Genomic DNA, 23513 nt, shown 5'->3' with positions numbered 1-23513 from the left:
TGTGTGCAACTGCCAGGCACGCTCATCCCGCGAAAAGCCGCCTGAATGCCCCGCTATTGTGGCGTTTGTCCAGGCTGCTCGGGGGGCAGCGGCTGGGTGCCGAATTCGTCCTGGTTGAGGATGCGCTTCGCGACCTGGCTGTCGAGCACGATGATCTCGATTCGCCGGTTGGTCGCGTCGAACGGGCCCGCGCCGGGAAAGCGGATACGGTCGGACATGCCGGAAACCCGCAGCAGTTTGTCCGGGTCCAGGCCGCCGGCCACCAGCTCTTGGCGGGAGGCTTTGGCGCGGTCAGCAGACAGGTCCCAGTTGCTGTAGGTGGCCTCGCCCCCCGGATAGGGATGGCTGTCGGTGTGGCCACTGATCTGGATGCGGTTGCGCAACTCATTGAGCACCGGTGCGAACGTGCGCAGCAGCTGGCTCATGTAGGGCGCTACCCTTGCACTGCCCAGCTCGAACATGGGCCTCTTGTCGGTATCGAGCAGTTGCACGCGCAGGCCTTCCGGACTTAGCTCGATGGCGATCTGCTGTTTCAGGTCGCGCAGCTTGGGGTCACGCTCCACGGCATCTTCCAGCCGCTGTTTGAGGGCCTGAAGGTGGCGCCGCTCCTCGCTCGACAGGCGGGTCGGGCGCCTCGCCTTGCGAGCCATTTCACCCTCGGACAGGCTGGCGTCGGTACCGCCGCCGGGTATGGCGCTGGTGCTGGCGGAATTCTTGTCTCCCTTGCTCAGGGCTACCAGCAAAGGCGTGCTGAAGTATTGGGCGATGGCGTCCTTGTCGCCTTTGCCGGCGTTGGAGAGCACCCAAAGCACCAGGAACAGCGCCATCAATGCGGTCATGAAGTCGGCGAAAGCGATCTTCCAGGCACCGCCATGGTGCCCCCTGGCCGCCTTTTTCCTGCGCCGGACGATGATCGGCTGGTCACTCATGCCGTTGCCGGGCTCGGCTGCCCGATCCCCCCTCGCACATGGTTCTCCAGCTCATCGGCACTGGGCCTTTCCTCGCTGTGCAAGGCCTTGCGCCCGAACTCCACCGACAGTTGCGGGGGAATGCCCTTCACATGGGCCAGCAAGGTCACGCGCAGGCAGTGCAGCATCTTGGTGGACTCGGCCGTTTGCCGTTCGATGCGGCTGGCCAGCGGCGCGACGACGCCGTAGGCCAGGTAGATGCCGAGGAAGGTGCCTACCAGGGCGTGGGCGATCATCTGCCCCATCATGTCGGGGCCCACGTTCACAGCGCTCAGGGCCTTGACCACCCCGAGCACGGCGGCAACGATGCCGAAGGCGGGCAAACCGTCACTGATCTTGTACAACGCATCGGCGGGCAGATGGGCCTCGTTCTCGAATTCCTCGATCTCGTGCTGCATCAGCTCATCGAGTTCGTGGGCCTGTAGTGACAGGCTGATGAGCAGGCGCAGGTAGTCGACGACGAAGTTCAGCAGCAACGGGTCATTCAGCAGTTGTGGATACTGGGAAAACACTGGGCTCTGCTGCGGGTCGTCGATGTCCCGCTCGATGGCCAGCAGGCTCTCTCTGCGCGCCTTGTTGAGCAGGTTGTACAGCATGCCCAGCAGGTCCAGGTAGAACGCCTTGTCGTAGCCGGTGCTGCGCTTGAATGTCGAGATCGCGCCGAAGGTGGCGCGGATGGCCTTGCCGTTGTTGGCGGCGATGAAGGCGCCCAGCGCGGCGCCGACGATCATCAGCAGCTCGGTGGGTTGGTACAGCGGCCCCAGGCTGCCACCGGACAGCACGAAGCCACCCAGTGACGAGGCCAGTGCCACGAATAGACCTAAAAAAATGAGCACGTCGCCGCTCCTCAGCTTCCAGTGAATGTTCGCTGAAGATCGGCAACGACGAGAGGTGACTTGAAAGAACTTGTCTGGGAAGGGGTAAAGCCCGGTCAGCGCTGGCTGGCCGGGCGCAGGTTATCGAGGGTATCGGGCTCGACCTCGCGGCGTTTCAAGGTCTTGCCTGCACGCGAGGGTGGCTGGCAGATGCCACAGACATAGTTCTGCGTTGGTGAATAGGAGTGGGTGATGAACGCCCCTGAGCAGCAGGAACAACGAATCTGCTCAAGCATGCCGTTCTCGACGAAGCGCACCAGCGTCCAGGCGCGGGTCAGCCCCAGCACCCGCTCGCCGTCGGTATCGCTGGCATGTTCCATGTACAGCCGGTAGGCCTTGATGAAGGCATCGATCCGGTGGCCGCCTATCTCCAGCATGCTGCGGTAGATGTTGTAGAACAGCGAGGAATGGATGTTCGGCAGCCAGGTCACGAACCAGTCTGTTGAAAAAGGCAGCATGCCTTTGGGCGGCGGGGCTCCACGTACTTCCTTGTACAGCCGGATGAGCCGCCCGCGGGTGAGCGACGTTTCCGTCTCTACCACCTGCAGGCGAGCCCCCAGTTGGATCAGCTCGATGGCCAGCTGTACCTGCTGCATCTCGGTGACCAGACTTTTCTCCGACATGGCTCAGACGCCGCTGCTGTGCATGCCATCTGAACGGTCGGCAGCCGCCATCAGCAGGGAAGTGTGGATTTCAACCATGCCCAGTTCGCGTGAGTTTTCCAGTGCCTTCGAAATACGATCGGCTTCTTCGAAGATGGGCCGGCAGATCAGTTGGTTGATCCTTGACAGTTGGGTCATCTGTTTGCTGCTCAGCCCGGTCAGCAAGTCCGCCATGTTCTCGCTGAGTTTCAGGCGAAAGATCGCGACTTCACGATCTTTGCGCAACATGTTCTGCGCCAGCAGCAGATAGGAAAGGTTGAGTTCCTGAATGTCTGCAAGGTAGCTATTGGTGTGCGGCACCGTTCTCCCCTCCTTCAAAAGTTGCTACGCCCCGATACCCCGTAAAACCTTTTTGCCAACCACGCCTGGTGCGGGCCCGAACACGTTCGAAGCCGTTGGTGCGAGCGTTTGGGTGGCCTGGTTTTTTCGGCTTATCAATGTGTTGAGCAGTGGTGTGCTCCGTTTGGGAGCATCGAGAAATTTTTCCTAAACTATCAAGCGTGTCGACCGATAACAGAAAGGGGCAGACTTTTTCCCGGTTATTTTTCGTGCTCTTGAAGGCACTGATTTTTACACCAGAATGTTGCATTAGTTAGCTTGCTTATGATGGCGGAATGTACCTACTGGCACAAGCGATGGCTCAACGATAGCACCTTGCCGCCTGTGACGCGGTACGCATTATCAAGATCGTTCTTTTGCCGGCCCACTTGCATGAGTTCGCCAAGGTGGTTCTGCCGGGCTTGTAGAAAGCGGCTTACTTGGCTGTCCAGCGCCACTATTTCAGTGATTAGTTCAAGTTTGCGCAGTTGCCCGGCCTCATCGAGTTCGGCCTGACTTTCGGCGCGGCGCAGGCTGGCGGCATCGATAAGGCCCTGCGACTTTAGTGCGAAAATACCGTCCCAATCGGCATTTTCCGCGCACGTCAGCATGCGTCGCGATTGCTCAAGCAGCCCTTCGTAGGCAGCGATAACTTGTGCTTGCAGCATAACTACCGTTAATCCTCGGTTTGCGGGCCGATCGCGGTCCAGGCCGAGGCGATAGTGCCCAGCAAATTGGCGGCGGCATTGAGCGATTCTTCGTTGTTCTCAAGGTTGGCGCGTAACAGCAGGCGCACAACGAAGTCATAGAGTTCGTCCAGTTGCCGGGCGATGCTGCCGCCTTGCTCCAGGTCCAGCGAAGCGCGCAGGCCGCGGGTGACGATGTTGATCGCCCGGGTGATCGCCTTGCCCTTTTCGGGTGTGTTGCCCGCCTGCATGTGCAGTTTCGCCAGGCGCAGCGCCGCCTGGTACTGGTCGAACAGCAGGCTGATGCGCTGATGCGGCGAAGCGGCCAGGATGGCGCTTTCCAGGCCGACCCTGGCATAGGCGCTGGCATCGTGTGATGACATCATCCTGCATGCTCCGTCGTTGACACATTAATCACTGTTGAGAGCCTCGAATTGTTCGGTGAGGTAATCGGCGGTGGAGTTCAGCGTGGAGATCAGCGTATCCAGCTCGGTGAACTGTTCGCGCCAGCGCTCCATTTCGGAATCGATCAGCGCCTGCTTTTCGTCGTAGCGTTCTTCGAGTTGATCGAGCTTGTTGTCCAGGCTGTCTGTCTTGGCCGGGATCAGGCCGGTGTCTTCATCCAGGTAGTTGTCCAGGTCTTCGGTCATGCGGGTGATGAAGCCTGAGCTGCCATCGCTGCCGATGAAAAATTCGGACACCGCGTCGATGTTGTCCTCCAGGGCGCTTGCCAGCGTGTCTTCATCGATCGACAGCGTGCCGTCCGATTCCAGGGCAATACCCAGCTGCGAGAGGTAGCTGAACGTGCCGCTGCCAATCTGCGTGTAGATGTCGCTGGCCAGCTCCGTGCTGATACGACGGGTGGTGGAGTCGCCCAGCAGCTCGCCACTGGTGCCGGCATCGGCGTCATAGGCGGTAAGTTCGTCCACCGTGGTGACGAAGTCGTTGTAGGCATCGACGAATGCGGTGATGGCGCTTTCGATCGAGTCGGTATCGCGGGTGATGGTCAGTGTCTGTGAGCTGCCGGTGTCGCTCAGGGTCAGTGTGACGCCCTGCAGGGCTTCTTCCACCGTGTTGCTCTGGCTGGTGATGGCGATGCCGTTGATGGTGAGTTCGGCATCCTGTGCCGCCACCGTCTCGGTCATGTTGCCCGTGCCGTCGGCATAGCCGAACAGGGAGGCGGCCAGGTCACTGCTGTCGCTGCTGCTGTAGCTGACTGTCATGGCCGCTTCGGTGCCGGTGCTGTCGGACGTCAGCACCAGGCGGTAGGGGCTGTCGCTGCCGTCGCTGACGATGGTCGCGGTGATGCCGGCGTCGGCATCATTGATGGCATCGCGCAGGCCTTCCAGGGTGTTGTTGCTGCTGTCCAGGGTGATGGACACTGCATCATTGCTGCCCGCCTGCAATGTCAGCGTGCCAGTGCCCAGGGTCGTGGTCGTATCGCTGATGCCATCGGTTGCCAGGCTTTGGGCTTGGGCAAGCTGGGTCACCTCGATGCTGTAGGTGCCGGCCACAGCCTCGCTGCTGGTGGTCACCGCCACGCCGCTGCCCGAAATGCTGGTGCTCAGAGACTCGTACAGGCTGGCGTCGGCCAGTGCTTCGGCGGCTGACTGCAGCGTGTCGAGTGCGCTGGTCAAGGTGCCATAGGCCGAGATTTCGGCTTCGACAGACTCTTCCTGAGCGGTGATCGGGTCCAGCAGGCTTGTGGTCTTCGATTCCTCCAGGCTCTCCAGGATGCTTTCCAGATCAAGCCCCGACCCTACGCCGAGGCTGGTAATGCTTGCTGTGGAGCTGGTGGTGGTGGTCATGTGCTGGTCCGTCCTGATGTGCGCGTCTGGGCGCAACATCGGCAAGCGATGACTGCGTCTTTAAGGCATTACCCTAAAAATGTGTGACGCATGTCTCAAACCTGCATGGCCATCACATCCTTATAGGCAGTGAGCAGGCGATTGCGCACCTGGACGCCCATCTGGAAGGCGACGCTGGCCTTCTGCGAGTCGGCCATTACATCGACCAGTGACACTTCGCTGCTGCCCGCCTGAAACGCATTGGTCCGGCTGCTCGCGGTTTGTTGCAGCTGGTTGATGCGCTGCAGTGAGGCCTGCAGCTCGCCAGCAAAGCTCCCGGCGGCCTGGCTCAGCCTGTTGGCGCTACCGCCCTGCGCCTGTTCGGCGAGGCTGCTCAACTGTTGCAAGGCATCGGCAAGGGCTTGAGTGGTCATGGCGCAGTGGCTCGTGGCTGGCGAATACGCGGCAGGTTAGCAAGCCTGAGTCTGTAGGAATCGGCCCAATTGACCGTAAAACTACGGGCTTTTCTGCCCTTTGCCGGCGAGCAGCCTGGCGACAATGACGCTGAGCCAATCCCGCCTGGACCCCTTTGCCAACCGGCCGACGGACCGCGGGTCGATTACCACTGCCAGCGGACTCTGTAATGCCCCTCTTTCCGGCCAGAACCCCAGCTTCGAGGTGTTCGTGACAACTGCTGCCCAGGCCAAGGGCACGAAAAAAAACCTGCCGATCGCCACGCCGGTCCGTTCCCTGGATGCGTTGACCGCGGTGCTGCGTGGCCGGCCACTGCTGCCGCTGATGCTGGCCGGCGCCGCAGCTGTGACGCTACTGGTCGGGCTGCTGCTGTGGGCGCAGGAGCCGGAGTACCGGGTGCTGTTCTCCAACCTGGGTGAGGCTGATGGTGGCCAGGTCATTGGTGAACTGGACAAGCGTGGCGTGCCTTACCGGCTGGGCGAGGGTGGGCATACCATCATGGTGCCCGCCGAACGGATGAATGCACTGCGCCTGCAACTGGCCGAGCAAGGCCTGCCAAAAGCGGGCAGTGTTGGCTTCGAGCTGCTGGACAAGCAAGCTTTTGGCATCAGCCAGTTTGCCGAACACCTCAATTACCAGCGTGGGCTGGAAGGTGAGCTGGCGCGTACCATCGAATCCCTCGGGCCGGTGGCCCATGCTCGAGTACATTTGGTGATGGCCAAGGACTCGGTGTTCGCCCGTGACCGCGAAGCCGCCCGCGCATCGGTCGCACTGGCCCTGCAGCCTGGCCGTGAACTGGGCCAGGGGCAGGTCAGCGCAATCATTCACCTGGTAACTTCCAGCGTGCCCGAGCTGGCAGTGGATGGCGTGACGGTGGTCGACCAGAACGGCCGTTTGCTGTCGCGCAGCCATTCCAGTGACGGGCTTGACGATGCCAAACTGGACTATGTGGGCGAAGTAGAGCGCACCTACCAGCGCCGAATAGAGGAAATCCTTACACCTTTGCTCGGCAGCCGTAATGTCCATGCGCGGGTCGTCGCGCAAATGGACTTCTCGACCCGCGAGAGCACGGCCGAACGCTACGCGCCCAACCAGGAATCGAAAGCGGCTTCGGTACGCAGTCAGCAGACCTCCGAGCGCATGCTGCAAGGCAGCGACGCCGGCCGTGGCGTGCCTGGCGCACTGACCAATTCACCGCCCAATACACCCGCACCGACCCGCGCCACCGCACCGGCACCAGCGCAGCCGAATGCGACAGCCGGCAGCAGTACCGCCGCTACTGGTGGGGAGCCCGGCAAGTCGCTGCAAACCGAGCGCATGGTCAACTACGAGGTCGATCGTGATGTCGAGCACGTCAAGTCGAGCCTGGGCAACATCCAGCGCCTGGCGGCGGCGGTCGTGGTCAATTACCGCACCGTACTCAAAGATGGCGCCCCCACCAGTGAGCCGTTGAGCAAGGAGGAGCTGGCCGGCATCAACGACCTGGTGCGCCAGGCCATGGGCTTTACCGAAAGCCGTGGTGATACCGTGCAGGTGATCAACAGCCCCTTCGTCGACGAGGATGTACAAGCAGGGGAGCTGCCGTGGTGGCGTACCCCCGAGGCCTACAACCTGGCAATGAGCGCTCTGCGCTACTTGCTGGTGGCCGTCGTTGCCTTTGTGCTGTGGCAACGGGTGATCAAACCGATGCAGCAGCGCGCGCAAGCACAGCGCAAGCACCTGATGGACTTGTCCGAGGATGACTTGGACCTGATGCCGGCAAAATCCGCAGCTGACGCCTTGATCACCGGCAATGACGGCCTCGCGCGCCCGGCGCTGCCTCGCAAGTCGGCGCTTTATGAACAGAACATGGAGAGCCTGAAGCGGCTTGCCAGCGAAGATCCGCGCCTGGTCGCCATGATCGTGCGCGGTTGGATGAAGAGCAATGACTAACAAGATCAGTGGGGCCCGGCGCAGCGCCATCTTGCTGCTATCGCTGGATGCCGACAGTGCGGCCGAGGTGTTCAAGTTTCTTCCAGGGCTGGAGGTAGAGAACATCAGCCGCGAAATGGCGGGGCTGAGCCAGGTATCCCATGAGGAAATGCGCCAGGTGCTGGCGGATTTCATGGACGAGACCGAGCAGTACGCGGCCATCAATATCCAGAGCAGCGACCATATCCGCGCAGTGCTCACCAAGGCCTTGGGCAGCGAGCGTGCCGCCAGCCTGATCGACGATATCCTGGAAACCTCCAATACCGTCTCGGGTATCGACAAGCTCAACCTGATGGAGGCGCAGATGGTGGCGGAGATGATCCGCGACGAGCATCCGCAGATCGTCGCCACCATCCTTGTGCATCTGGAGCGCCACCAGGCCTCTGCGATTCTTCAACTGCTGACCGAGCGGCTGCGCAATGACATCATCCTGCGCATCGCCACCTTCAGTGGCGTACAGCCGGTGGCGCTGCACGAACTGACCGAGGTACTGGGTGGCATGCTCGATGGTCAGAGCCTCAAGCGCAGCAAGATGGGCGGGGTGAAGGCGGCGGCGGAAATTCTCAACCTGATGGCCTCCGGCCAGGAATCCTCGGCCATCGACAACCTGCGCAACTACAGTGCCGACCTGGCGCAGAAGACCCTCGACGAGATGTTCCTGTTCGAGAACCTCGCCGATGTCGACGACCGCAGCATCCAGACATTGCTGCAGAACATCGACAGCAACTCGCTGGCCGTTGCGCTCAAAGGAGCGTCGGCGCCGCTGCTCGACCGTTTCATGCGCAACATGTCGCAACGTGCGTCAACATTGTTCCTTGAGGACATGGAGGCCCGTGGCCCGATTCGCATGTCGCAGATCGAAACAGAGCAGAAGTCGATCTTGCAGGTCGTACGGCGCCTTTCCGAAACCGGCGACATGGTGACCGCACGGGGTGACGACGCTTATGTCTGAGCCGATGCCACAAGGGCACTGGCAGCCATGGCAGATGGCGCCGCTGGGCAATGACGAGCCGCCCAGTGGCGAGCCCGCCGCCGCCCGCCGTGAGCAGGCGCGCAGGCGGGCCGTCGAGCAGCGGCTGGCGTTGCAGCAGCTGCGTGAGCGGACACTGGCCGACGCACAGCAGGCGGGCCATGCCGAGGGCAAGGAACTGGGTTATGCCCAGGGGCTGGCCGAGGGCAGGGCAGCGGCCGCCGAGGAGCTGCGCCAGCAGGCCAAAGACGTGCTCGAGCCTCTGCGGGCCTTGTGCCTGAGCTTCGACGAAGCGATGCGCGAAGTGGATGGCATGGTCGCCGCGCGCCTGGGGCAGGTGGCAATCGACCTTGCCGGGCGTCTGGCCGGCAAAGCGCTCGCGGTACAGCCCGAACAGGTGCAGGTGCTGGTGCGTGAAATGCTGGCCTGTGAACCCGCGCTTACCGGCAAGCCGGCACTCAGCCTCAGCCCCGATGACCTGCCCTGGGTGCAGCGCTGCCTGAGTGATGAGCTCGATGCCGCTGGCTGGAGTGTGCAGGAGGATCGTTCGGTGCTGCCGGGTGGTTGCCGTGTATCGAGCGCGACAGGAGAGCTGGATGCCACCTGCCAGACCCGCAGGGACCTGTTCGAGCGCAACGGCCAATGGCTGCTCGATTCGATCAGCGTGGCGCCGGGCGCATCATCGTGAAAACCGACAACCCCCACTTGCAGCGTTGGGGCCGAGGGCTCGAGGCCTTGGCCGGTGACGCGCTGCGGGTGCCAGATTACCGCCGCAGCGGTCGCATCGTTCGTGCTACCGGCATCGTCCTGGAAGCAGTTGGCTTGCGCCTGCCGCTGGGGGCTGGCTGTCGTATCGAACTGAGCCCGGCCAGGGGTGGGGTGGCTGCCGACTATGCCGAGGCCGAGGTGATCGGCTTTGCCGGGGAAGTGCTGTACTTGATGCCGCTTGAAGAAATTCACGGGTTGCAGTCGGGCGCCCGGTTCTTCGCCCTGGCCGACGAGCCGGGGGCCAGCGATGGCGTGCGCCCGGTGCCGTTGGGCATGGCGTTGCTCGGGCGAGTGCTCGATAGCAGCGGTAACCCACTGGACGGCAAAGGGGCGCTGCAAAGCACGCAGCGCGCCAGCCTGCACGGCCAGCCGATCAACCCGCTGCAACGCGCGCCGATCGATCGGCAGATCGATGTCGGTATTCGCGCCATCAATGCCCTGCTAAGCGTCGGCCGGGGGCAGCGCCTGGGGCTGTTCGCCGGGTCCGGGGTAGGTAAATCGGTGTTGCTGGGCATGATGGCGCGCTACACCCAGGCCGATGTGGTGGTGGTCGGGCTGATCGGTGAGCGTGGCCGTGAAGTGCAGGATTTCATCGACAACATTCTCGGCGAAGACGGGCTGCGCCGCTCGGTGGTGGTGGCGGCGCCGGCCGATGCTTCGCCGCTGCAACGCTTGCAGGGGGCACTGTATGCGACCCGCCTGGCGGAAGATTTCCGCGACCAGGGCAAGGATGTACTGTTGATCATGGATTCGCTGACCCGCTACGCCATGGCCCAGCGCGAAATCGCCCTGGCGCTCGGTGAACCGCCGGCGACCAAAGGTTACCCGCCTTCGGTGTTCGCCAAACTGCCCAAACTGGTCGAGCGTGCCGGTAACGGGCCACGCGGTGGTGGCTCGATTACCGCGTTCTACACGGTGCTCAGCGAGGGCGACGATCAGCAGGACCCGATTGCCGATTCGGCGCGGGCGATTCTGGATGGTCACCTGGTGCTGTCGCGCCAGTTGGCCGAGAGCGGCCATTACCCTGCGATCGATATCGAAGCGTCGATCAGCCGTGCGATGAGCGCGATCGTCAGTGAATCTCAGCAGCGCAAGGCACAGAAGCTCAAGCAGGCCGTGTCGCGTTACCAGCGCAATCGCGACCTGATCAGCGTGGGCGCCTATGCGCCGGGCCACGATGCCCAGCTCGACCGCGCCGTGGCGTTGTATCCGCACATCGAACGCTTCCTGCAGCAGCAGACCCACGAGCGTACATCGATGCAAGACACGCTTGCCGGGCTCAACTTGCTGTTCCCCGGCAAATGACCGCAACCACGCTAAGGCAGGCATGCACCCATGGCCCATGAGTCACTCCAGCTGCTCATCGAACTCACCGAGCGCAGCCGCGAGACCGCGGCCAATGCGCTGGCCCAGAGCCGCCGCGCAGAGCAGCAGATGACCGAACAGCTGCGCCTGTTGGACCAGTATCAGCGCGAGTATCGCCAAGGCCTGCAGCAGGAGTTGGCCGGTGCCGGCATGAGCCCCTCTACGCTGGCCAACTACCGCGGCTTCCTCAAGTCGCTGGAAGGGGCCATCGAGCGGGCAGAAGGCAACTTGAACCGCCACCGCGCCCAACTGGCCCAACATCAGGACACCTGGCGGCAGGCCTGGCGCAAGGTCAATGCCCTGGAAACGCTGCTGGCCCGCCGTGTGGAGCAGGGCCGGCTGCTTGCCGGGCGCGCCGAACAGAGGCGTACCGATGAACTGGCTGGCCGCTCGCGCCAGGCCGGGCAATTTGCCTCACCCCTCGACAGTGGATTCTGAAAACACCATGGACATCATCACCGCCATATCCCCTGCGCCTGCGGTATCACTGCAGGCCGCAGGCGGCGACAGTGTCGGCGACAGCGAACCTGGAGCTTTCGCTGTTGCTCTGCAGCAGGCCGAAATCAGCGAGGCCGGCACCGGAGCCGCTGCCCCAGGGCCTTTGGTGCCGGCACCGGGTGCCGCCCCTGCCCAGCCCCTGACTGCCGCCGGCAATGACGGCCTGACGTCAACGGTTGAGGGGGCGGCGCTTGAGCTGCAAGCGAGCGCTGCGCCCGCTACCGAGCAGGTCATCAGAGCGGCGGTGCAGGCTGAACCTGAGGCCACGCCGGCAGTAGCCGCGGTCGACGAAAGCGGGGCTGAGAGCGTCGACGATGGCGAGGTGCAGCCTTTGGATATAAAGGCCCCGGCTGCAGCCCCGGGGGGCAGCAAGGAGCAGGGCGATGTCGCCGATGATGACACGCCACAATCGGCGGATTCGCTGGACGCGATCCGTCAGCGCCTGGACCTGATCGACAGCGCCGGCCAAATGGCCTCCGGCATGCTCGCCCTCACGCCTGCGGTGGCGTGGGTGCAGGCGCCTGCCGCAAGCGCAGAAGCGGCATCTGGCTTCGGTGTTGCGGATGACCCGGGGCAGGCCACCGAACTGCAATGGCTGCAGAGCGCTACGCAGCCCTTAGAGGCGCAGGCAAGTGAGGGTGTAGACAACCCGGCCGAGCTCGCGCCGGCGGCTGAAGCACCAAGCGAAGGTGTTGGCCGCGTCCAGGGTGACGGCTCCGTCTCTGCGCCAGCCAATTGGGAGCAGCCTTCGCTATCAGGCATCCCGGCATCGAATTCCAGCGTGGTGGGAAGCATCGTCAGCCCAGCCAGCGATGGCGCTGCATCATCCATTACCACGACGCTGGGCACCGACGCCTGGCAGGACGACTTGGGCCAGCAGGTGATCGGTATGGTCCGGCGTGGGGAGCAGCAGGTTGACATGCAGTTGCATCCAGCCGATCTCGGGCCGCTGTCGATAAGCCTCAGTGTCAGCGAGGGTGGCATCCAGGCGCAGTTCCAGTCTGCCCACGCGTCGGTGCGCGCGGCTGTTGAGCAAGCGCTGCCGCAGTTGCAGGGTGCTTTGGCGGCCCAGGGCCTGAGCCTTGGCGAAACATCGGTCAACGATGGTACGTCCCGTCAGGCTGCGGGTGAACAGCCGCGGCGGGAGTCGTCAGGCAGCGGTGGCGAGGCGCGCGCCCCGCGGGTAGCCCAGGCCAGCGCAACGGTACAGGTGCCTCAGACAACCCATTCCGGCGCAGGGGTCGACCTGTACCTGTGAAGCCCCCTGCAAAGCCGCAAGTTAACGCCCTAAACCCTCGCTAATCAGCCCATGGCACGGGGCGCCTGGTGGGCATACTTGCGCCCTTTCGAAACGCTTTCCCATTCCCAAGGCAGCTGTCCATGCCCACTACCACCAAGAAAATCTGGCTCTGGTTCATTCCATTGGCCCTGGTTGCCGCCGCTGCCAGTTCTGCGGGTGTGTACACCTACGTGATGCGTGAGCGGGCCCATACCCAAGCGACCCGCACGGCTCCTGCGGTACTGCTGCTGGTGAACGTCGCCCCCATGACCGTCAACCTGCACAGCGCCAATGATGAGCCGGCCATGCTCTACGTGGGCTTCAACCTGGAAGTGGGCAATGAAGCGACCCGCAAGTTGCTGGAGCTGTATATGCCGAAAATCCGCAGCCAGCTGCTGACCGTATTGAGTGGGCAGGACAGCACAGCGCTGTCTACGCCAGAGGGTAAAAAAGCGTTGGCGGCACGCATACTCGAGCTGCTGCGCCGTGCCCTGAGTACCGAGCAGCCAGATGCTGCATTGCTCGGCGTGCTCTACACCGACTTCATCGTGCAGTAAGCCATGTCTACCAACGACATGCTCTCTCAAGAAGAGATCGACATGCTGCTGCGCGGTGGTGACGATCTGGACGCCTCCGGTATCGGCGATGACGACGGCCTGGATTTCCCGGACGGCTACCCGCACCCCGAGGAGCAGGTGCGCCGCTACGACCCGGCGACTCAGCACCGAGTGATCCAGGAACGCTTGCACACCCTGGACATCATCAACGGCCGTTTCGCCCGTTATTTCCGCATGAGCCTGTTCAACCTGATCCGGCGCAACGTGGATATCACCTTCAAAGGCATTGGCTACCAGAGCTTCAGCGAGTTCTCCCTGCACCTGCCAATGCCTTCCAACATCAACCTGCTGTCGATGAAGCCGCTGCGCGGTACCGCGCTGGTGGTATTCCCGCCAAGCGTAGTGTTCATGGTGGTGGACAACCTGTTCGGTGGCGATGGTCGTTTCGTGACCAAGTCTGAGGGGCGCGAGTTCACCAACACCGAGCTGCGCATCATTCGACGCTTGCTCGGGCTGACGGTGGATGCCTACAGCGATGCCTGGAAGTCGGTTTACCCCTTGGAGATCGACTACCTGCGTTCGGAAATGCAGGCCAAGTTCGCCAACATCACCGGCTCGCCCAACGAGATCGTGGTCAACGCCACGTTCCACCTGGAGGTCGGCAATCTTTCAAGCGATTTCAACATCGTCATCCCCTACCTGATGATCGAGCCGATGCGCCAACTGCTCAGTGGCCCGCTGACCGATGCCGACCCGGAGGAGGAGCGCCAATGGAACCGGCGCATGGCGGACGAGATAACCCATTCGCAGGTTGACCTGATAGCCGACTTCGTCGAGGTGCAGGCACGCCTGGGGCAGGTCATGGAACTGAAAGTGGGGGACGTGCTGCCCATCGACCTGCCCGAAAGCGTCAAGGTGCGCGTCGACGGCGTGCCGGTCATGACCTGTGAGTTCGGCAGTTACAACGGCTCCCGCGCCTTGCTGGTGAAGGAGTTGATCGATCACTCCATCGGCAAGTCGCCCAATTCCAGCCGATTCATCAAGGGCCACCTGCCCAAAGCCAAGGAACCCGATCATGAGTGACCCGAACAAGCCTGAAGCGCACGAAGACGACGAGTGGGCCAGTGCCCTGGCCGAGCAAGGCGCGGGTGATGATGCTCAAGACCCTTGGGCCACGGCATTGGCCGAGCAGCATGAGGCGAAGCCAGCCCCGGCGGACAACGTCATCTTCAAGCCGTTGGGCACAGCCCCTGGGCTGGCATCGCCGCGCGAGCTGGAAATGATCATGGACATCCCGGTGAAGCTGAGCGTCGAGTTGGGGCGCACGCGCATCACCATCAAGCAGTTGCTGGAGCTGGCTCAGGGCTCGGTGTTGGCCCTCGATGGCCTGGCGGGTGAGCCCATGGACATTCTGATCAACAGTTACCTGGTCGCCCAGGGCGAAGTGGTGGTCGTGGATGACCGCTACGGCATTCGCATCACCGAAATCATCACGCCCTCCGAGCGCGTGCAGAAGCTCAATCGATGAGCACCGCGACCGCGCTTGCAGTGCCCGCCAGCCTCGGGGTGCCGGCTGACAACCTGGTCGGGCTGAGCCTGCTTGGCAAAACAGCCTTCGCGTTGGGGCTGGTGATGGCCTGTGTGCTGCTGTGTGGCTGGTTGGTATCGCGGCTTGGCAACCGTGTGTCGTCGCCGGAAAAGGTCGTGCACATCGTTGCCAGCACCCGCCTGGGGCAGCGCGAGAAAGTGGTGGTGGTCCAGGTGCGTGGGAGCTGGTTGGTGCTGGGTGTGACTGCTCAGCACGTCGCCTGCCTGTCAGAGCTGGAGGCGCCGGTGGCTGGCACCGAAGCGGCGGTGGAGCCCGCTGCACGTGGTTTTGCCCTGCGTCTGATGGACGCCTTGAAGCAGGGTGGGTTGCGCGACCCGCAGAACCGACCATGAGGACGGCGCGCCTGGTCTTGTTGCCGCTGCTGTTGCTGGTGCTGCTGCCGGTCGCCGAGGCGGCGCCGGCAATGCAGGGGTTGTCCGGATTCACCGGGCAGGCCGGTGGCGAGAAATGGTCGCTGAGCCTGCAAACCTTGATGCTGCTCAGTGCCATGGCCTTTTTGCCGGCGGTGCTGCTGATGATGACCGGCTTCACCCGTATCATCATTGTGCTTGGCTTGCTGCGCACCGCCATCGGCACCACCAGTGCTCCGCCCAATCAGGTGCTGCTGGGCCTGGCACTGTTCCTGACCTTTTTCGTCATGTCGCCCACGCTTGAGCAGGCTTACCAGAAAGCCTGGGTGCCTTTTTCCCAGGACCAGATGGGGGTCGAGCAGTTTCTCGATGAGGCCAGCCAGCCTTTCCGTACCTTCATGTTGGCGCAGACCCGCCAGGCTGACCTTGCGCTCTATGTCCGCCTGGCGCGCATCGATGATCTCAAGGGCCCGGAAGATGTGCCCATGCGGGTGCTGCTACCAGCGTTCGTCACCAGCGAACTGAAGACCGCCTTCCAGGCAGGCTTCACCATCTTCATCCCGTTTCTGATCATCGACCTGCTGGTGGCCAGTGTGCTGATGGCGCTGGGGATGATGATGGTGCCACCGTCGACCATTTCCTTGCCCTTCAAGTTGATGTTGTTCGTGCTGGTGGATGGCTGGCAATTGCTGCTGGGTTCCCTGGCCCAGAGTTTCTACCCGGTATGAGCCTGCGAGGAGTGCCTTGATGACCCCGGAAATGGTGATGGACCTTGCCTACAAGGGCATGCGCCTGAGCATGACGATAGCGGCGCCGCTGTTATTGGTTACCTTGTGCATCGGCCTGTTGGTGAGCCTGTTCCAGGCAGCGACACAGATCAACGAGTCCACCCTGTCTTTCATTCCCAAGATCGCTGGGGTATGCCTGGTGCTGATTCTCGCAGGGCCCATGCTGATGGAGCTGCTGGTCGATTACACGCGGGCGCTGTTCACCAGCCTGCCGACGCTGGTGGGTTGAGCGCAGTTGATCGAGGTCGGCTGGGATCAGTTGCAGCTTTGGGTGAGCGCGTTTTTCTGGCCGTTCTGCAGGCTGCTGGCGTTTTTCATGAGTGACCCTATCCTGGGCCACAAGAATGTCCCCAGCCAGGTGAAGGTCGGGTTGGCGTTGCTGCTGGCATTCCTGCTGGCACCCAACCTGCCGCCGATGCCCGATATCGCCCTGTTTTCCTGGGCAGGGCTGGGGGTGATCGTCGAGCAGCTGCTGATCGGCATGTCGCTGGGCATGGTCATGCGCATCGCCTTGGCGGCGGTGGAAATGGCGGGCGACATTTGTGGCATGCAGATGGGGTTGGCCTTCGCGTCGTTCTTTTCCGCCGACACTGGCACCAACAGCCAGGTGCTGTCGCGCTTTCTCAGCCTGGTGACCATCCTGATGTTCCTCTCCCTGGGCGGCCACCTGATGGTGCTGGAACTGCTGGCCAATACGTTCAGCCAATTGCCGATCGGCCACTTCGGTTTCAACCCCCAGGGCTGGAACATGCTGGCACGCCATGGCGGCAGCATCTTCCTGACTGGCCTGCTGCTGGCGTTGCCCATGGTCGGGGCCTTGCTGATCATCAACCTGGCGATGGGTATCCTCAACCGCGTCGCCCCGCAGCTCACAGTGTTTTCAGTCGGCTTTCCGGCAACCTTGTTCGTCGGCATGCTGCTGCTGACGGTACTGGTCGGCGACCTGGGGCAGTTCCTTGCGGGCTTGTTGCAGCAGGCCCTGCAGTTCATGCAGGCCTTGATCGGCCAGCTCGGGCATGCCTGATACGCCGGGTTTTTCGTGCGAAGCAGGCCGCCACTGTGGTTTTACGCAAGCGCTCAGATGTACTCGAAGAGTGACAGCTGCTGCACGCTGGCGAATGTCTGCTGAGCCGCTTGCATCGATACCTGCAGCGTCACGTAGCGGGAGATGGACTCGGTGTAGTCGGCGTCCACCAGCCCGGAGAGCCGCTCGGTGTAACTGAGGGCCAGGTCGTCGCCAATGGTATCGAGCACTTCCACCTGGCCCAGGCGCGTGCCGACCGAGGTGAGGACGGTGAGCACATTGTCCTGGGCATTGCTCAGCTCTCGGCTGGCGGTGGACAGGGTGTTGCTCAGTGCCGCCTGGTCCGCCTCGTCCTCCACCGGCGTCTGCAAGGCGCTGATCAGGTTCTGCAGCGTGGCGAACACGTCGGGGTCGGCATCGGCAGCAGCACCGACCGTCAAACTGTCACCTTCGGCGGGTGTGCCACTGAGTGTCAGGCTCAGGCCATTGACCTCCAGGGTTTCACCGTCGGTGTAGCTGATCGGGTCCTGGCCGTCGATGCTGTACTGGGTGCTGCCATCGTCGGCGACGCTGAAGGTCAGGGTGAATGCATCGCCATAGTTGGCCGCGCTGGTGTCGGCGACATCCGGGCCGTCGAAGGTCAATGTGCCGGTGTTGTCGCCTGCTTCGGCAATGAAACCGGCGGAGCTGCTAACCGAAAGGAAGATCGCCGCGCCATTGTCGCCGCTGGCCATGCTCTGGGTAGCACTGACCTGCTGCGAGACCACATTGTCATCACCCTGGTAAACCAGCTCGCCATCGGCGTTCTCGGCAAACGCCGGGCTTTGGCTCTGGTAGCCGGAAAACAGGTAGTTGCCATTACTGTCGGTGCTGTTGGCCAAGGTGACAAGTGTGTCGTAGACCCCTTGCAGGGAGGTGGCCAGCGATTCTCGGTCAGCGTCGCTGAGGGTCCCGTTGCCGGCCTCAACCACCAGGCTCATGGCGCTGGTGATGGCGTCATTGATGCTGTCCAGGGTGCTTTCTTCCTGGGACAGCGCCGTGGTGATGGCCGCCCGCGAATCGGCGTACTGCTCGTTTGCCGCAATCGACTGGCGCACGGTGACCGCTTGTGCCGCTGCCAGGGAGTCATCCGAGGGGTTTACCACGCGGGTACCGCTGGATACCTCCAGGGCCGCCTCCTGGTACTGGCTCTGCTGGGCGAGCATGGAGTTGAGGTTCTGGTTGTAGATGGTCGCACTGCTCAGGCGCATGCCGGGCTCTCCTTTGGGGGCAATCAGCTGATGTCGAGGATGGTGTCGAGGACTGTGGTGCCCACTTCGACGATCTTCGCGCAGGCCTGGTAGTACTGCTGGTAGACGATGAGGTTGGCCGCTTCCTCATCAAGGTTCACGCCCGACTCAGACTGCTGCAGGGTGGTCAGCTGTTCGGTCAGCGCCGATTGGGTTTCCAGCTGCGCGGCGACGCGCGTTGCGGTGTTGCCCACGTCGCTCACCAGCGATGCGTAGGTTTCGCTGAGCGTTGCACTGCCGCCGACGATATCGCTGGTTTGCAGGTCGAGCATCGCCAGTGCATTGGTGTTGTCACTGCTGCCGCTGGAGGTACCGGCGGCAATCTGCTCGCCCTCACTGACCAGCGTGGTGAAGCTGCTGGCTGCGTTGCGGGTAGGTTGCACCAGGAAGCTGTCGCCGTCCTCGGCGGTGCCGCTGACGGTAAGGTCCATGCCGGCGAAACTCAGGGTCGCGCTGCTGCTGTCGTAGCTTGCCTCGACGCTGGCGCCGGTGTCATTGCGGGTGACGGTGAAGCCGTCGCTGTCGGACCAGGTCACCGTGTAATCACTGGCCGTGAGGGCGCTGACATCATCGCCGAAGCTGGCGCTGAGGGTGGCGTCGCCGGTATTGCCGGTGTCGCCGTATACCAGCGGGTCGGCCACCGAGAAGAATGCCGTGCCGGTATCGCCGTTGAGGTCAACGCCCTGCGCCTGCAGGGTATTGAAGGCCTGGGTCAGCGACACGGCCATCAGGCCCAACTGGTTCTGGGTGTCGGCCAGGGTGGTATCGCGAAATGACAGCAGGCCGCCGAGCGAGCCACTGTCGAGCACGCTGTCGTCCAGCGTCACGCTGTTGCCGGCGGCATCGACATAGCTGATGGACGCTTCGCTCGGGTCGCTGGCGGAGGCATCGGTGGTCAGTTCGAAGCTGTCGCCCGCAGAGACCAGCGCCAGGCCATTGCTGAGCGATACCGTGTAGCTGCCGTTGTCCTGCACGGTGATGTCTACCGCAACCAGTTCGCTGAGCTGGCTGACCAGCAGGTCGCGCTGGTCGAGCAGGTCGTTCGAGGTGCTGCCGAGCGACCCGGACAGGCTGATCTGTTCGTTGAGGGTCGCGATCTGCGCGCTCAGGTCGTTGATCTGAGTGACCTGATCGTCGATCTGCTCGTTCACGTCGTCCGACATCGCTGAAAGGTAGCTACCCAGCTGGTTGAACTGGCTGGCAAGTGTTTCTGCCGCACCCACCACTTCTTCCCGTGCGGCCGTGTCACTGGCATCTGAGGTCAAGGTCTGGATGGCCGAGAAGAAACTTTGCAGCAGGCTATCCAGACTTGCATCGCTGTCGGCCAGCAGGCTGTCGATCTGATCGATCTCGGTCTGGTAGGTGGACAGCGCGCTTTCTGCACTGGTGGAGCTGTTGAGCTGGGTGGTGACAAACTGGTTGTACTGGCGGTCGACGCTCGATACCTGCACGCCGCTGCCGGAGGCAGACTCGGTGAAACTGGCGACCTGGCGGGTATAGCCGTCGGTATAGGCGTTGGTCGTGTTGTTGCTGCTGGTGGCAAGGGCGATCTGGGCCGCCGAGAGGCCGCTGACGCCAATGGAGATGATGCTCATCGAAAAGCTCCTGGGCTACATGCTGCGCAACATCGGCCTCGGGTCAGGGCATCTTGAGCCTTTATCCATTGCTGGTTGCACAAAAGCGTTGGCAAATGCGTGCGGGCCTTATTGGTCGTTGGCCAGTGCTACCTGCCCGGCAGATGGCAGCGGCCCGATGGTCGCCATGACCGCGATCAGCTTGTCGGCATAGTGTGGGTCAGTGGCGTACCCGCCTTGCTGCAGCGCTAGCGCTGCCTCTGAGCTGTTTGTGGCGTTGCGCGCCGCTGCATAACCGGGGCGGCTGCGGATCAAGCGCGCGTAATCGTCGAAAGCGGCCTGAGCGTGGGGATAGACGCGGAAGCTCTCCACCTGTTTGTGTGCCTCGCCGGCGACGTATTCGGTGGTCTGTATCTGCGTGGTTTCACCTTGCCAGCGCCCGCCGGCCTTGATACCGAACAGGTTGTGGCTGTCCGCGCCGTCGGCGGTGGTGATGCGCCGTCGCCCCCAATCGGTCTCCAGAGCGGCCTGGGCAAGAATCAGCTGTGCCGGCACGCCGCTGCTGCGTGCGGCCATGCGCGCCGGTTCGGCCAGCCGGGCCACGAAGTCCTCGACATGCTCGGCACGGCCAGCTGCTTCGTCGCGCACTTCATAGCGCTTCCAGGCATCGAAAGCCGGCGTTTGTCGGGCCAGGCTGACGAAGGGCGATTCCTGTGCAGCAGTCGGGGGCTCGGCCACCAGCCCGCTTGCCGACAGGCTACGCGTCAGTTGCTCGGCCAGGCCCATGCCGTGCCCGGCCAGGCTCTGCGCCCATTGCTGGTCGAGCATCTCGGTATAGAGTTGGGTTTGCGAGTTGCTGGACAGCTCCGACTTGGGTATCGCCGCACGCATGCTCTTGAGCATCGTCTGCAGGAACAGCGCTTCGAACTGCCGGGCCGCTTCCTTCAGGCCTGCCTCACCACTGCGCCCGGCCTGGCTGCGCAAACGTTGCAGGCCCTGAACGTCGAGCGCGAACCCCGCCGCGCCATCAGCCATGCTCATCAGATGATCTCCAGTTCTGCACGCAGGGAACCGGCGGCCTTGAGCGCCTGGAGAATGACCATCAGGTCCTGTGGCGTGGCACCCAGGGCGTTGAGGCCTTTGACCACATCCATCAAGTCGGCGCTGCCTTCCAGTACGTGCAGGGCGCGGGCCTGGGTTTCGATTGATATGTCGCTGTTGGCGGTGGCCGCAGTTTGTCCGCCGCTCAAGGCGCCTGGCTGGCTGACGCTGTTGGTGGTGTCGATGGTGACCGATAGATCGCCGTGGGCCACGGCGGCACGGAACAGCTTCACCGAGCCATTGAGCACCACCGAGCCGGTGCGCGAATCGAGTATGACTTTGGGCCGTGCCTGCATTGGCATTACATCGATGCTGTCGATCCGGGCCATGAAATTGACCCGCTCGTTGGCCGAGAGTGGCCCTTGTACCTGCACCAGGCCGCCGTCCACCGCCGAGGCGACGGTGCTGCGCATCACGCTGTTTATGGCGAACACTACCCGCTGCGCGGTGGCCGGGTCGGGCTCGCGCAGTTGCAGTTCGAGGATGCCGTGCTGGGCGCCGAGGTCGAGCGGCACGCTGTGCTCCACCACTGCCCCGCGGCTGATGCGGCCACCGGCCAGCTGGTTGATCTGCACGCTGCTGCCATTGGCTGCCGCACCAGCACCACCCACCAGCAGGTTGCCTTGGGCCATGGCATACACATCGCCGTCGGCACCTTTGAGCGGGGTCATCAACAGCGTTCCGCCCCTGAGGCTGCGGGCGTTGCCGATGGAAGAAACGACCACATCGATCTGCTGGCCGGGGCGGGTCAGGGGCGGCAGGTTGGCGGTGACGATCACCGCCGCGATGTTACGCATCTGCATGTTGGCGCCGGCCGGCAAGGTAACGCCGAGCTGGGAAAGCATGTTGGTCAGACCCTGCTCGGTAAAGGGGCTTTGGGTGGTCTGGTCGCCTGTACCGTCCAGCCCGACCACCAGGCCATAGCCCACCAGGTTGTTGCTGCGGATGCCGGCGAAATCGGCGATGTCGCGGATCTGCTCCGCGTGCGCCGTGCCGCCCAGTACCAGCGCGAAGGCGCCAAACAGCGGGCGCAGGGCGCGGGCCGCGCAGTGCAGTCGGCATCGCAGCCCGGAAGTGAACGGGGAGTCGGCCATGATGCGCTCGTTAGAAAGGTGACAGGTTGAGGATGACGCGTTGCAACCAGCCCATGCGTTGCGCCTCATTGATGTAGCCTTCGCCGACGTACTCGATGCGTGCCAGGGACACCTGGCTTGAAAGCACGGTGTTCTCCCCGGTGATCGAGCGTGGGTTGACCACGCCGGAGAAGCGGATGAACTCGGTGCCCTGATTGATGGCGATCTGCTTGTCGCCACGTACCCTCAAGTTGCCGTTGGCCAGCACCTGCATGACCGTGACCGAAATGGTGCCGGTGAACGAGTTGTTGGCCTTGGAGCCACCACTGCCGGCGAACTCATGGTCGGTCGAGGCATTCACGCCGTAGTTGCCAACCTTGGAGTCACGGTCGGAGCTGGTGGAAAACGCCAGGCCCAGGCTGCCGCTGCGGTCGGCATTGGACGATGAGGTCTTGCTGGCGCTGACCTGCTCGTTGAGTTCTACGGTCAGCGTATCGCCGACCATCCGCGGGCGGCGGTCCTCGAACAGCGGTTGCGAACCGCGCTGCCCTTGGTAGATCGAGCCATTGGCCAGGCGTTCGGGCAAGTCGGGCACCTGCATGGACTCGTCGGGCACCACTGGCTTTGGTACCAGTTGCGCACAACCGGCAGCCGATAGCACAGCGCCGAGCAGCACGGCCAGGCAAACGAAGGGCAGGAGCTTGAGCGATGCGTTGCGGGGTTGGGACATGGCCATCAGAGCTGGGTCAGGCGCTGCAGCATTTCGTCGGAGGTTTCGACGGCCTTGCTGTTGATTTCATAGGCGCGCTGGGTCTGGATCATGCCCACCATTTCCTCCACCACATTGACGTTGGAGGTCTCGACATAGCCTTGGCTGACAGTGCCGCCACCGTTCAGGCCGGGTGTCGTCTCGGTGGGGCTGCCGGAAGCATCGGTTTCCTGGTACAGGTTCTGGCCGATGCTCTGCAGGCCCGCATTGTTGACGAACAGTGCCAGGTTCAGTTGGCCCACCTGGGTGGAGGCGGTGCTGTCGGGCTGGGTCACCGAGACGATGCCGTCGGTGCTGATGGAAATCGACGTGGCATTGGCCGGAATGGTGATCCCTGCCGTCAATTTATAGCCATTGGAGCTGACCATCTCGCCGTTGGCGTCGAGCTGAAAGCTGCCGTCGCGAGTGTAGGCGGTCGAGCCGTCGGGCATGTCGACCTCGAAGAAACCCAGGCCATTGATGGCCAGGTCCTTGGAGCTGCTGGTCTCTTCCAGGTTGCCCTGGGTGTGCAGGCGTTCGGTGGCCACCTGGCGCACGCCGGTGCCGACCTGCAAACCTGAAGGCAGCCGGGTGTCGGTGCTGCTCTGAGCCCCCGGCTGGCGCACGTTCTGGTAGACGAGGTCCTCGAACACGGCGCGTGAGCGTTTGAAGCCGTTGGTGCTGACGTTGGCCAGGTTGTTGGCAATGACGTCGAGCTGCCCTTGCTGGGCCTCAAGCCCGGTCTTGGCCGTCCACAGTGATCTGATCATCGGTCGGTT

At 62.9% G+C, this 23513-nt stretch carries 27 protein-coding genes; 13 read left to right on the top strand and 14 right to left on the bottom strand.

Translation table 11 applies throughout. From position 1 onward, the window contains the following. Positions 1–53: 53 nt before the first annotated feature. The 8 genes from motB to fliE form a co-directional block, all read right to left on the bottom strand. A complete protein-coding gene (gene motB, locus IWW33_RS10245) occupies positions 54–929 on the bottom strand; it encodes a flagellar motor protein MotB (RefSeq protein WP_046786917.1) in 876 nt (291 codons plus the stop codon). Beyond that, positions 926–1804, bottom strand: a complete 879-nt coding sequence (motA, locus tag IWW33_RS10240) for a flagellar motor stator protein MotA (RefSeq protein WP_046786918.1) — start codon at positions 1802–1804, stop codon at positions 926–928. Before motA ends, motB begins: the two co-directional genes overlap by 4 nt. A gap of 95 nt (positions 1805–1899) precedes the next feature. Next, complete coding sequence (gene flhC / locus IWW33_RS10235; RefSeq protein ID WP_046786919.1) at positions 1900–2466, bottom strand: flagellar transcriptional regulator FlhC; 567 nt, start codon at positions 2464–2466, stop codon at positions 1900–1902. 3 nt (positions 2467–2469) lie between these two features. Continuing rightward, positions 2470–2805, bottom strand: coding sequence for a flagellar transcriptional regulator FlhD (gene flhD / locus IWW33_RS10230; RefSeq protein WP_046786920.1), 336 nt, complete (start codon positions 2803–2805; stop codon positions 2470–2472). Between the two features lie 320 nt (positions 2806–3125). Further along, a complete protein-coding gene (locus tag IWW33_RS10225) occupies positions 3126–3491 on the bottom strand; it encodes a flagellar protein FliT (RefSeq protein ID WP_046786921.1) in 366 nt (121 codons plus the stop codon). Positions 3492–3499: 8 nt separating this feature from the next. Further along, complete coding sequence (gene fliS / locus IWW33_RS10220; RefSeq protein ID WP_046786922.1) at positions 3500–3895, bottom strand: flagellar export chaperone FliS; 396 nt, start codon at positions 3893–3895, stop codon at positions 3500–3502. 24 nt (positions 3896–3919) lie between these two features. Further along, entirely contained in the window at positions 3920–5317 is a 1398-nt protein-coding gene (fliD, locus tag IWW33_RS10215; RefSeq protein WP_119688067.1) for a flagellar filament capping protein FliD, read from the bottom strand. 95 nt (positions 5318–5412) lie between these two features. Further along, positions 5413–5730, bottom strand: a complete 318-nt coding sequence (fliE, locus tag IWW33_RS10210; protein ID WP_046786924.1) for a flagellar hook-basal body complex protein FliE — start codon at positions 5728–5730, stop codon at positions 5413–5415. A 124-nt stretch (positions 5731–5854) separates the two neighbouring features. Here fliE and fliF point away from each other — a divergent pair, with 124 nt between their 5' ends. The 13 genes from fliF (at position 5855) to fliR (ending at position 16949) form a co-directional block, all read left to right on the top strand. Beyond that, the gene (fliF, locus tag IWW33_RS10205) at positions 5855–7702 is read left to right on the top strand and encodes a flagellar basal-body MS-ring/collar protein FliF (protein ID WP_119688068.1); all 1848 of its coding nucleotides are present in this window, start codon (positions 5855–5857) and stop codon (positions 7700–7702) included. Further along, complete coding sequence (gene fliG / locus IWW33_RS10200) at positions 7695–8693, top strand: flagellar motor switch protein FliG (RefSeq protein WP_119688069.1); 999 nt, start codon at positions 7695–7697, stop codon at positions 8691–8693. The genes fliF and fliG overlap by 8 nt, the downstream gene beginning before the upstream one ends. Next, positions 8686–9399, top strand: coding sequence for a flagellar assembly protein FliH (locus IWW33_RS10195; RefSeq protein ID WP_231386150.1), 714 nt, complete (start codon positions 8686–8688; stop codon positions 9397–9399). The genes fliG and IWW33_RS10195 overlap by 8 nt, the downstream gene beginning before the upstream one ends. After that, a complete protein-coding gene (fliI, locus tag IWW33_RS10190) occupies positions 9354–10784 on the top strand; it encodes a flagellar protein export ATPase FliI (protein ID WP_119688071.1) in 1431 nt (476 codons plus the stop codon). Before IWW33_RS10195 ends, fliI begins: the two co-directional genes overlap by 46 nt. Positions 10785–10814: 30 nt before the next feature. Beyond that, on the top strand, positions 10815–11282 hold the full coding sequence (gene fliJ, locus IWW33_RS10185) for a flagellar export protein FliJ (RefSeq protein ID WP_119688072.1): 468 nt from the start codon (positions 10815–10817) through the stop codon (positions 11280–11282). Positions 11283–11289: 7 nt separating this feature from the next. After that, a complete protein-coding gene (locus IWW33_RS10180; protein WP_174141058.1) occupies positions 11290–12600 on the top strand; it encodes a flagellar hook-length control protein FliK in 1311 nt (436 codons plus the stop codon). Positions 12601–12722: 122 nt separating this feature from the next. Next, on the top strand, positions 12723–13178 hold the full coding sequence (locus tag IWW33_RS10175) for a flagellar basal body-associated FliL family protein (RefSeq protein WP_046786929.1): 456 nt from the start codon (positions 12723–12725) through the stop codon (positions 13176–13178). Positions 13179–13181: 3 nt separating this feature from the next. Then, positions 13182–14261, top strand: coding sequence for a flagellar motor switch protein FliM (gene fliM, locus IWW33_RS10170; protein WP_119688074.1), 1080 nt, complete (start codon positions 13182–13184; stop codon positions 14259–14261). Beyond that, positions 14254–14706 (top strand): flagellar motor switch protein FliN, encoded by a 453-nt coding sequence (fliN, locus tag IWW33_RS10165; protein WP_046786931.1) that lies wholly within the window; start codon positions 14254–14256, stop codon positions 14704–14706. The genes fliM and fliN overlap by 8 nt, the downstream gene beginning before the upstream one ends. After that, complete coding sequence (gene fliO, locus IWW33_RS10160; RefSeq protein ID WP_174141057.1) at positions 14703–15119, top strand: flagellar biosynthetic protein FliO; 417 nt, start codon at positions 14703–14705, stop codon at positions 15117–15119. Before fliN ends, fliO begins: the two co-directional genes overlap by 4 nt. A 71-nt stretch (positions 15120–15190) precedes the next feature. Then, positions 15191–15865 (top strand): flagellar type III secretion system pore protein FliP, encoded by a 675-nt coding sequence (gene fliP, locus IWW33_RS10155; RefSeq protein WP_177010155.1) that lies wholly within the window; start codon positions 15191–15193, stop codon positions 15863–15865. A 19-nt stretch (positions 15866–15884) separates the two neighbouring features. Continuing rightward, the gene (gene fliQ, locus IWW33_RS10150) at positions 15885–16154 is read left to right on the top strand and encodes a flagellar biosynthesis protein FliQ (protein ID WP_046786934.1); all 270 of its coding nucleotides are present in this window, start codon (positions 15885–15887) and stop codon (positions 16152–16154) included. Between the two features lie 42 nt (positions 16155–16196). Next, complete coding sequence (fliR, locus tag IWW33_RS10145) at positions 16197–16949, top strand: flagellar biosynthetic protein FliR (RefSeq protein WP_348635200.1); 753 nt, start codon at positions 16197–16199, stop codon at positions 16947–16949. Positions 16950–17002: 53 nt separating this feature from the next. Here the strand turns inward: fliR and flgL are convergent, their stop codons facing one another. The 6 genes from flgL to flgG all read right to left on the bottom strand — a co-directional run bounded on the left by flgL (position 17003) and on the right by flgG (position 23504). Next, positions 17003–18199 carry a flagellar hook-associated protein FlgL gene (flgL, locus tag IWW33_RS10140; RefSeq protein WP_161872934.1) on the bottom strand — a complete coding sequence of 399 codons (1197 nt, stop codon included), beginning with the start codon at positions 18197–18199 and terminating at the stop codon, positions 17003–17005. 23 nt (positions 18200–18222) lie between these two features. Continuing rightward, positions 18223–19833 carry a flagellar hook-associated protein FlgK gene (gene flgK, locus IWW33_RS10135; RefSeq protein ID WP_174141056.1) on the bottom strand — a complete coding sequence of 537 codons (1611 nt, stop codon included), beginning with the start codon at positions 19831–19833 and terminating at the stop codon, positions 18223–18225. A gap of 108 nt (positions 19834–19941) precedes the next feature. Beyond that, positions 19942–20853 (bottom strand): flagellar assembly peptidoglycan hydrolase FlgJ, encoded by a 912-nt coding sequence (gene flgJ, locus IWW33_RS10130; RefSeq protein WP_231386148.1) that lies wholly within the window; start codon positions 20851–20853, stop codon positions 19942–19944. Then, positions 20853–22007, bottom strand: a complete 1155-nt coding sequence (locus IWW33_RS10125; protein ID WP_080952146.1) for a flagellar basal body P-ring protein FlgI — start codon at positions 22005–22007, stop codon at positions 20853–20855. Before IWW33_RS10125 ends, flgJ begins: the two co-directional genes overlap by 1 nt. Positions 22008–22017: 10 nt before the next feature. Continuing rightward, positions 22018–22716, bottom strand: coding sequence for a flagellar basal body L-ring protein FlgH (locus IWW33_RS10120; protein ID WP_177010140.1), 699 nt, complete (start codon positions 22714–22716; stop codon positions 22018–22020). A gap of 5 nt (positions 22717–22721) precedes the next feature. Then, positions 22722–23504, bottom strand: coding sequence for a flagellar basal-body rod protein FlgG (flgG, locus tag IWW33_RS10115; protein WP_046786939.1), 783 nt, complete (start codon positions 23502–23504; stop codon positions 22722–22724). Positions 23505–23513: the final 9 nt, after the last annotated feature.

Origin of the sequence: Pseudomonas sp. M2 (genome assembly GCF_015751845.1) — a bacterium.
GTDB classification, from domain to species: Bacteria; Pseudomonadota; Gammaproteobacteria; order Pseudomonadales; family Pseudomonadaceae; genus Aquipseudomonas; species Aquipseudomonas putida_E.
The sequence above is the reverse complement of the archived record's forward strand: the minus strand, read 5'-3'. Positions and strand labels throughout refer to the sequence as shown.

Bases quoted from the DNA above. Each gene is read 5' to 3' on its own strand.
- fliP (WP_177010155.1), top strand. From the start codon at position 15,191: ATGCAGGGGTTGTCCGGATTCACCGGGCAGGCCGGTGGCGAGAAATGG.
- motB (WP_046786917.1), bottom strand. From the start codon at position 929: ATGAGTGACCAGCCGATCATCGTCCGGCGCAGGAAAAAGGCGGCCAGG.
- fliJ (WP_119688072.1), top strand. From the start codon at position 10,815: ATGGCCCATGAGTCACTCCAGCTGCTCATCGAACTCACCGAGCGCAGC.
- fliE (WP_046786924.1), bottom strand. From the start codon at position 5,730: ATGACCACTCAAGCCCTTGCCGATGCCTTGCAACAGTTGAGCAGCCTC.
- IWW33_RS10195 (WP_231386150.1), top strand. From the start codon at position 8,686: ATGTCTGAGCCGATGCCACAAGGGCACTGGCAGCCATGGCAGATGGCG.
- flgJ (WP_231386148.1), bottom strand. From the start codon at position 20,853: ATGAGCATGGCTGATGGCGCGGCGGGGTTCGCGCTCGACGTTCAGGGC.
- IWW33_RS10225 (WP_046786921.1), bottom strand. From the start codon at position 3,491: ATGCTGCAAGCACAAGTTATCGCTGCCTACGAAGGGCTGCTTGAGCAA.
- IWW33_RS10120 (WP_177010140.1), bottom strand. From the start codon at position 22,716: ATGTCCCAACCCCGCAACGCATCGCTCAAGCTCCTGCCCTTCGTTTGC.
- fliO (WP_174141057.1), top strand. From the start codon at position 14,703: ATGAGCACCGCGACCGCGCTTGCAGTGCCCGCCAGCCTCGGGGTGCCG.
- fliI (WP_119688071.1), top strand. From the start codon at position 9,354: ATGGCTGCTCGATTCGATCAGCGTGGCGCCGGGCGCATCATCGTGAAA.
- fliQ (WP_046786934.1), top strand. From the start codon at position 15,885: ATGACCCCGGAAATGGTGATGGACCTTGCCTACAAGGGCATGCGCCTG.
- IWW33_RS10125 (WP_080952146.1), bottom strand. From the start codon at position 22,007: ATGGCCGACTCCCCGTTCACTTCCGGGCTGCGATGCCGACTGCACTGC.
- IWW33_RS10175 (WP_046786929.1), top strand. From the start codon at position 12,723: ATGCCCACTACCACCAAGAAAATCTGGCTCTGGTTCATTCCATTGGCC.
- fliF (WP_119688068.1), top strand. From the start codon at position 5,855: ATGACGCTGAGCCAATCCCGCCTGGACCCCTTTGCCAACCGGCCGACG.
- IWW33_RS10180 (WP_174141058.1), top strand. From the start codon at position 11,290: ATGGACATCATCACCGCCATATCCCCTGCGCCTGCGGTATCACTGCAG.
- flgG (WP_046786939.1), bottom strand. From the start codon at position 23,504: ATGATCAGATCACTGTGGACGGCCAAGACCGGGCTTGAGGCCCAGCAA.
- fliD (WP_119688067.1), bottom strand. From the start codon at position 5,317: ATGACCACCACCACCAGCTCCACAGCAAGCATTACCAGCCTCGGCGTA.
- fliG (WP_119688069.1), top strand. From the start codon at position 7,695: ATGACTAACAAGATCAGTGGGGCCCGGCGCAGCGCCATCTTGCTGCTA.
- flgL (WP_161872934.1), bottom strand. From the start codon at position 18,199: ATGCGCCTGAGCAGTGCGACCATCTACAACCAGAACCTCAACTCCATG.
- flgK (WP_174141056.1), bottom strand. From the start codon at position 19,833: ATGAGCATCATCTCCATTGGCGTCAGCGGCCTCTCGGCGGCCCAGATC.
- fliS (WP_046786922.1), bottom strand. From the start codon at position 3,895: ATGATGTCATCACACGATGCCAGCGCCTATGCCAGGGTCGGCCTGGAA.
- flhC (WP_046786919.1), bottom strand. From the start codon at position 2,466: ATGTCGGAGAAAAGTCTGGTCACCGAGATGCAGCAGGTACAGCTGGCC.
- fliM (WP_119688074.1), top strand. From the start codon at position 13,182: ATGTCTACCAACGACATGCTCTCTCAAGAAGAGATCGACATGCTGCTG.
- fliN (WP_046786931.1), top strand. From the start codon at position 14,254: ATGAGTGACCCGAACAAGCCTGAAGCGCACGAAGACGACGAGTGGGCC.